We start from the raw sequence: 7,101 nt of genomic DNA, 5'->3' as shown, positions 1-7,101 counted from the left end.
AGCAGGGTGTAAGCAAGGGCTTCCGATGTCGGCAATAGACCAGTTTCCCGTTGACAGGACCGGCCTACTCATAGAAGAGGCACAGAGTACACAGAGAGAGGCTTAATCCTGGGAAAGACCACAGTTACTATAGTGTGATGTTTCATGCCCTTGCCGTCATTCCGGAAATCGCGGCCAATGCGTGATTGTCCGGAATCCAGTGGTATTTCTGTAAAGTACGATAAAAGCTTTAACGCAGGGTGACGCAGAGCGGCCGATCATGGCCGCACCGCAGAGAACCGCGGAGAAAGGCTGTAATCCTGGGAAAGCGCGGTTACTATAAAAAGCGATGTTTTTTACCGCGTTAAAGTTTTTAGCTGATTGGGATTCGAAGACCGGCCGCTTTATGATTTGCTGTTTTTTACGGGGAGGGGACCGCCGGAAAGGAGGAGAAGGGATCCCGTATTGGTTGAACTGCCCAGGGGCAAGCGTATGACGGAAAGGTTCCTGGCAGATCCCAGGGGAATATCAAAAATACATGGTGAGGAGGATGCGGAAGATGATTCCTGAAGAGGAGGAGGCTCGCCCTGGATCAGATCTTCCAGGGGCATACCCAGGAGCTTTTCAGGTGGGCAGTCCAGCAGATCGATAGCGGCACTGTTGACGTTTGCGATGCGATCCTGGGCGTCGAGAAGGATCAGGGGCCGGGTTTCCAGGGAAAGGACAGCTTTGAGACGCGCTTTGGCTGCCGACAGGTTCCGCTGGAGTTCATTCCTGGCCGTAACGTCCTTGGCGATGCCGATGAAATATGTTTCAGTGCCTGACTGGAAGCTGCTTCCCAGAAGCTCGGCCTCAACCATTTTTCCATCCTTACGCAGATATCTTGTTTCATCTTCAACCCAGCCGGGTGCTTCCCTGAGCCGCCTCTGCCTTCTGTCAGAATCAGAGCTCAGTTCCCGTGTTGTGAGAGTCGTGAGCTCCTCCAGAGAGTAGCCCAGCATTTCCAGTGCGGCAGGGTTGGCGTCCAGATAATATCCCTGGCTGTCCACGAAGAAGATACTGCAGGGGGCATGGTTAAATATGTTTTTGTATCTATCCTCGGTACGAATGAGCTCATCCTCGAGCATGCGGTATTGGGCTCTGTTCTCTATCAGCAGCAAGGCCTCGATGACCTCATCGTTCCTGGTAAAGGGAATTCCTGTTATTTCCCATGTCCGCTCTGTTTCGGGGTCGTCGAGCAGGATCCCTGTTCTGTCAACCGTGATGGTATTGCCCCTGAAAACTTCCTCTATGCTGCCCCGTAAACCGTTGGAGTCGATGAACTGATCAATAATATAATGATCCTCCGGTTGATAGATGTGGAAAAGATCGGCGGCGGCAAAGTTGAGAAAGGTGCACTTTCCGGTCACATCCATAGTAATAGCTGCTGTGGGCAGGTGTCTGGCGATGGCTCTTGACCTGTCATCCGCGGTGTAGGACTCTTTGGTGCTCAGGAACCTTTCACTATCACCGGTTTTCCGCCTCAGGTCAGAAAGGCCGAAATAGACACCGAAGGCCGCGATAAACCCGGTGGCCACCGGGAGAAGAATATTGAAAACAAAGGTGGTTATACCCAATACCGAAATGGTGCTGGTTTGATAGGTCTGACGCAGGTTGGGGACAGTGTAGACCAACGCCGTGAGGGTTGTTACGATGAAAAAAACCGGAACAGGATGAAGCAGTCTGGCTGTGCGGATCTTCCAGCCGGATATATGTCTCGCAGTTCTATCCATAGGGCTGAAATGTAAGGCTTGTGAAAAAAAATTGCAAATCATTTGCTGTCTGTCATTGCGAAAAGCATCGAGATAGACGAGAGGGACGTGGCAATCTCAGAAAAGGATTGGTTCCTGTAAAGGCGTTGATTTTTTAACGCGGAGTACGTCACGCCTCTGGCATGACAGGCTTCGAACGCAGAGGAAGACTTAAGTCTGGGTGAAGACGTGATTCCTGAATTTTGAATATACTCAAAGGAGGACCTCATGAAAAGTTACCGTAAAGAGCTGTGGTTCGATGTGCCCAACAGGCGTGAATTTATCCACATCACTCCCCACGTTCAGAAGTGTCTCGAGGAGAGCGGCATAAAGGAAGGCCTGGTGCTGGTGAACGCCATGCACATTACCGCGTCGGTGTTCATTAACGATAACGAGTCAGGTCTTCACGCGGACTACGAAAGGTGGCTCGAGGAGTTGGCCCCCCACGCCCCCATAAGCCGATACAGGCACAACCTCACTGGTGAGGACAATGGGGACGCACACCTCAAACGCCAGATCATGGGCCGGGAGGTGGTGGTGGCGATCACGGATGGCCAGTTGGATTTCGGGCCCTGGGAACGGATTTTTTACGGGGAGTTTGATGGACGCAGGAGGAAACGAGTACTTGTTAAAATAATAGGGGAATGAGTAAACCTGAAGGAGGAATAGGGAAGGAGGGATTAAAATCCTGGTCATGGTCCAGGAAACCCCTGGTCAGGTCTCGCCTTTCACACTTTCAGGAATCCGGGGCCGCAGCTTGTATCTTAAACAAGGTTAAATTACAGGCGGCGACCCCAAAAATACACTCAGGAGAATGCTCAAAAAGTGTGTGACTATACTACTTTAAAATATGTGGAATGTGCAAGACTGGCGGCTTTGCAGGATGGAGACTTAACCCGAAATCCGAGATTGGTTTTGGTCGGCCCTCTCCCTCCAGGGGAGAGGGAGAGTAAGGAAATGGGACTATTAGCAAGGGGAGGAAGAATTAGGAAGTTGCCTATAGTAGGGTTCGCGATGACTAATGCAATTGGATCCCAGACCATCGTTTTAATCTGTCCGGATTGACGAACCATGTTCGTTTACTCTAAGCCTGCCGCGGCGTAGTTCGAAGAACGAAGACGGGTCGCACTTGCCCGTCACTCCGGACAATCACGCATTGGCCGCGATTTCCGGAATGACGGCAAGGGCATGAAACATCGCATCTATAGTAACCGTGCTTTCCAAAATTCAGTTTCCTCTGCGGTATATGCGGTCTACCAGCGGGCCGCCTCCGGGTCATCGATGGCAAAAAAACGTTGTCTCCATGACCCCGCAAGGGGTTTGAGGCAGGGGTGCAGCTATATGGAGAGCCTCCTTGATTGAAAGCCGTATGCCACTGCGAAACCTGCCGCAAATCCCACCGCCAGGTTAGAAGCCAGAGTTATACCCAGCATCAGAAGGCAAACGAACAGGTCCCTGCGTTGCCTCAGGTCCAGGATGGTCAGGGCCAACTCACCGCCAGCGAAGATCAATAATACGCCGAGCATGGCCATGGGCATCAGGAACATCAGTGTAACCGTATGACTGCCCAAAAAAATGGCCAATGCCAGGAAAACGGATCCGATCATCAGGTTGGAGCCGGCGGTACGAGCCCCGAAGCGGTAGTGAGCCGCCAGGCCGCCAGCTCCGTGGCAAAGGGGCATCCCACCGATCAGGAAACTCAGAAAGTTGGCAAGAGCCATGCTGATACACAGGGACCTGTAGGTGACTCGGGATGAATCCTCACCGAAGTAATCCTTTGACAGGTCTGCGTTGGCGATGACCGCGTTACCCAGGGTCATGGGAACCTGGGGCAGCACCAGGATCAGCATGGCCAATGTGAGGTCGGCTCTGTTTGGCCAGCCGAAGGGCAGGAGGCGGGGCAGATTGATGCCCAGCCGCAGGTTGTCGAATCCCTGGTGGGTGCCAAGGATGAGCCCAAGGATCAGGCCACAGAATACCAAAACAAGACCTGCCGGGAAGCGTTTGTTTTTAATCAGGAGCAAAGTGGCTGCGCCAGCCAGGATCCCGATAGGTATCCCGATGGGTACTGGCCCCAGTGCCTGCACACCCAGGTACGGTTCGGCAGTGAGGCTCAGCACCTGAAATCTGGAGGTGCCGATCATGAAACGCACCCCTTCAGCCATGAGCAGGACTCCGGTGGTGAATTGGACGCCCCTGACCACCGCTTTGGGGGTGAATTTGCCGATGAAGGTTATAGCCCCTGTGACCCCGACGATGAGAAGGAAGGCCCCTATGAGCAAACCGGAGCTCGTGATCTGAGAGGCGGTGAGACCGGAGGCGATGGCATAAGCTCCGATCACCTTCATGGGTTGCACCGGGACGGTCACTCTGTAATAGATCCCGGCAACAAGGTAAAAAAGGCCTATGGACAACAAGAGGCCAGTGGCGTCCAGGCCGTTGACCACGATCATGGCGATGGCGATGGGGAGGAGCGTGCCCAGGTCGCCCAGGGAGCCTGCGAACTCCAGGCGATTGAACTGGTAACGAGGCGTCATCAGCGGTCATAACCTCCACGGCATTGATATTCAGGTCAGCCTGTGACCATGCTTGCCATACCTGGGAACTTTGAGGGAACTGGCTGCCTTTCCCGGGGTAAATCAAAATAGAATCTTATACCTTAAATCTCAGCTCTCAAGGGAAATTCTTTGTTTGACTGAGTTGGTTTAATTTGTTACTTGTTCAATCGTTCATATGAACAATCGTTCATGTTTAGGTGAGGATTGAAAGCCTGTTATGGAGGAAGTGATGAGCCCGGAAATAGGGAAAGACCCTTTTGAGGCGATGCGGAAACGAAAAGACTTCGAAGAGGCTCTTTATGACCTGGCCGAGACCTTTCGTGTTCTGGGTGACCGGACAAGGGTTCGGATCCTCATGGCTCTGGTAGGCTCCGAATCCTGTGTCAGGGATCTGGCTGAGGGTCTTGATCTCACTGACTCTGCAGTTTCCCACCAACTCCGCATACTTCGAAACAGCCGTCTTGTGAAGTTCAGGAAGGACGGCAAAAATGCTTTATATTCCATTAGCGACGCGCATGTGGCCACCATCTTCAGGGAAGGTCTCGAGCACGTAGAGGGCTTATGATGCACGACTGTAAAATACACTGCGGCCGTTGCCGCCATCATCATGATGATGAACCTGAGACCAAGCGCGGATTATTTTCCAGGCGCCATCGCCGCAGAGGCGGAGGCCGCAGATCCGGACAGGTCGAAGAGCCCGGTCGCCGCGTGCTCATGGTGGGAAGCCCCAACGTCGGAAAGAGCGCCCTGTTTAACAGGTTGACCGGCAGCTATGTCATCGTGTCCAACTATCCGGGTACTACCGTGGCCCTTTCCAACGGTCGGATGCGATTCGCAGGGCAGGAATGCGCAGTCGTCGACACGCCGGGCATGTACACCGTTTTTCCCATCACCGAAGAGGAAAGGGTGACCAGGCGCATGCTCATGGAGGATCCCCAGGATGTGATCCTTCACGTGGTTGACGCCAAGAACCTTAACAGGATGCTTCCCTTTACCTTGCAGCTTATCGAAGCGGGTCTGCCTGTCATCCTCGTGCTGAATATTATGGACGAGGCACAGCAGGTGGGTGTGGAGATCAATGTCGAAAAGCTCCAGGAGAAGCTGGGCATCCCGGTAGTGGCGACTGTCGGGATCTCAGGTAAGGGAATAAGATCTCTCAAAGAGGTTATCGCTGCTTATTCGGCAAGATCAGATGGGATCAATATCGATTACGGTCTTGCCATTGAAATGGCCGCAAGGGAGATCTCCAGTGTCATGCCCGACACCACCTTTTCCCACAGGGCCACGGCCCTTCTCGCGCTGCAGGAAGACAAAGACGTACTGCGGCTCCTGTCCACCCATGGTTCGGACAGGGCACAACAAGTCTTTTCGGTACTGAACCTCCTGAAAAAACAGTTGGAGCACCCTGTCGGCTACTTCCTGACCATGAGTCGCCAGCGCAGGTCCGATCAGATCCTTGAAGGGGTTATAACAAAAGGTGAGGTTTCCGGCGGGCAAGCGAGTGCCCGGCTGGACCGGCTGCTGATCTCTCCATGGACCGGAATCCCTATCTTGCTATTGGTCCTTTATTTCGGGTTTTACCGTTTCGTGGGAGGTTTTGGAGCCGGAACCGTTGTGGATTTTCTGGAGGGGCACCTCTTCGAGAAGTTTTTTGTTCCCTTTGTCAACGGGTGGACCGAAAGGCTGATCCCGTGGAAACCTCTCCAGGATCTGATAGCCATGGACTACGGAGTCCTCACCCTGGGAGTACGCTACGCCGTTGCCCTCGTAATGCCCATTGTAGGTGCCTTTTTCCTCATCTTTTCCATGGTGGAGGACAGTGGATACCTTCCGAGACTTTCCCTGCTCATAGACAGGCTGTTTAAAAAGATCGGACTTTCCGGGCGCGCCGTCATACCCATGACTCTCGGTTTCGGCTGCGGGACTATGGCAACCATGGTCACGAGAACCCTGGAATCGGTCAGGGAGCGAGTTATTGCTACCGTCCTTCTGGCACTGGCGATCCCCTGTTCAGCGCAGCTGGGCGTGATATTCGGTCTCGCCGCTGATTCACCGGGGGTGATCGTTACCTGGATCGGGACTGTCGGTGTGGTATTTCTCCTCATCGGTTACCTGACGGCCAAGATTCTGCCCGGGGAGACACCCGACTTTTTCATGGAGTTGCCTCCCCTCAGGATGCCCAGGTTTTCCAACGTCTGGATAAAGACCTCAAGCAGGATGAGATGGTATTTCATGGAGATCCTGCCTCTCTTCCTCCTGGCCTCCGTCCTCATATGGGTTGGCAACATCACCGGTCTCTTTGAGAAGGCCTTGTGGCTGTTGAAATTTCCCACTAACTGGATCGGGCTCCCGGATGAGGCGGCCCAGGCTTTCCTCTACGGTTTTTTCAGAAGGGATTACGGGGTAGCCGGCCTTTACGATGTTCACCAGACAGGCGCTCTTTCCGGCAATCAGCTGGCTGTGGCCACCATTACCCTGACCCTGTTCCTGCCCTGCATCGCCCAGTTCCTGGTCATGCTCAAGGAGCGGGGCTGGAAGATGGCGACCACGGTGGCAGTGTTCGTGTTTCCTTTCGCTTTCGTGGTGGGAGGGGCTGTGAACTGGGCTTTGAATGCGTTGGGGATAAGACTATAAAGAAACTGAGAATTGATGATTATGGGGATCTCAAATCTCACATCTCAAATCTCAAACTACTGCAATTCTGGTCTCACCAGTGATAGAATTGTTTCTGAGATCTGAGATCTGAGATCTGAGATCTGAGGTCTGAGATCACT

5 protein-coding genes are annotated in these 7,101 nt (G+C 53.3%); 3 read left to right on the top strand and 2 right to left on the bottom strand.

Annotated elements, in window-relative coordinates; translation table 11 throughout:
* Positions 1 to 383: 383 nt before the first annotated feature.
* A complete protein-coding gene (locus tag P1S59_09310; GenBank protein ID MDF1526450.1) occupies positions 384 to 1,751 on the bottom strand; it encodes a PAS domain S-box protein in 1,368 nt (455 codons plus the stop codon).
* A 246-nt stretch (positions 1,752 to 1,997) separates the two neighbouring features.
* On the opposite strand from P1S59_09310, the gene P1S59_09305 reads away from it, so the two are divergent.
* Positions 1,998 to 2,417 (top strand): secondary thiamine-phosphate synthase enzyme YjbQ, encoded by a 420-nt coding sequence (locus P1S59_09305; GenBank protein MDF1526449.1) that lies wholly within the window; start codon positions 1,998 to 2,000, stop codon positions 2,415 to 2,417.
* Positions 2,418 to 3,106: 689 nt separating this feature from the next.
* Here P1S59_09305 and P1S59_09300 read toward each other — a convergent pair.
* Positions 3,107 to 4,306 carry a putative sulfate/molybdate transporter gene (locus tag P1S59_09300; GenBank protein MDF1526448.1) on the bottom strand — a complete coding sequence of 400 codons (1,200 nt, stop codon included), beginning with the start codon at positions 4,304 to 4,306 and terminating at the stop codon, positions 3,107 to 3,109.
* 250 nt (positions 4,307 to 4,556) lie between these two features.
* On the opposite strand from P1S59_09300, the gene P1S59_09295 reads away from it, so the two are divergent.
* A complete protein-coding gene (locus P1S59_09295) occupies positions 4,557 to 4,892 on the top strand; it encodes a metalloregulator ArsR/SmtB family transcription factor (GenBank protein ID MDF1526447.1) in 336 nt (111 codons plus the stop codon).
* The gene (feoB, locus tag P1S59_09290; protein MDF1526446.1) at positions 4,889 to 6,961 is read left to right on the top strand and encodes a ferrous iron transport protein B; all 2,073 of its coding nucleotides are present in this window, start codon (positions 4,889 to 4,891) and stop codon (positions 6,959 to 6,961) included. Before P1S59_09295 ends, feoB begins: the two co-directional genes overlap by 4 nt.
* Positions 6,962 to 7,101: the final 140 nt, after the last annotated feature.

The sequence above is a fragment of the bacterium genome (genome assembly GCA_029210965.1).
Lineage (GTDB): Bacteria > BMS3Abin14 > BMS3Abin14 > BMS3Abin14 > BMS3Abin14 > JALHUC01.
This window is presented reverse-complemented; position numbering and strand designations above follow the sequence as displayed.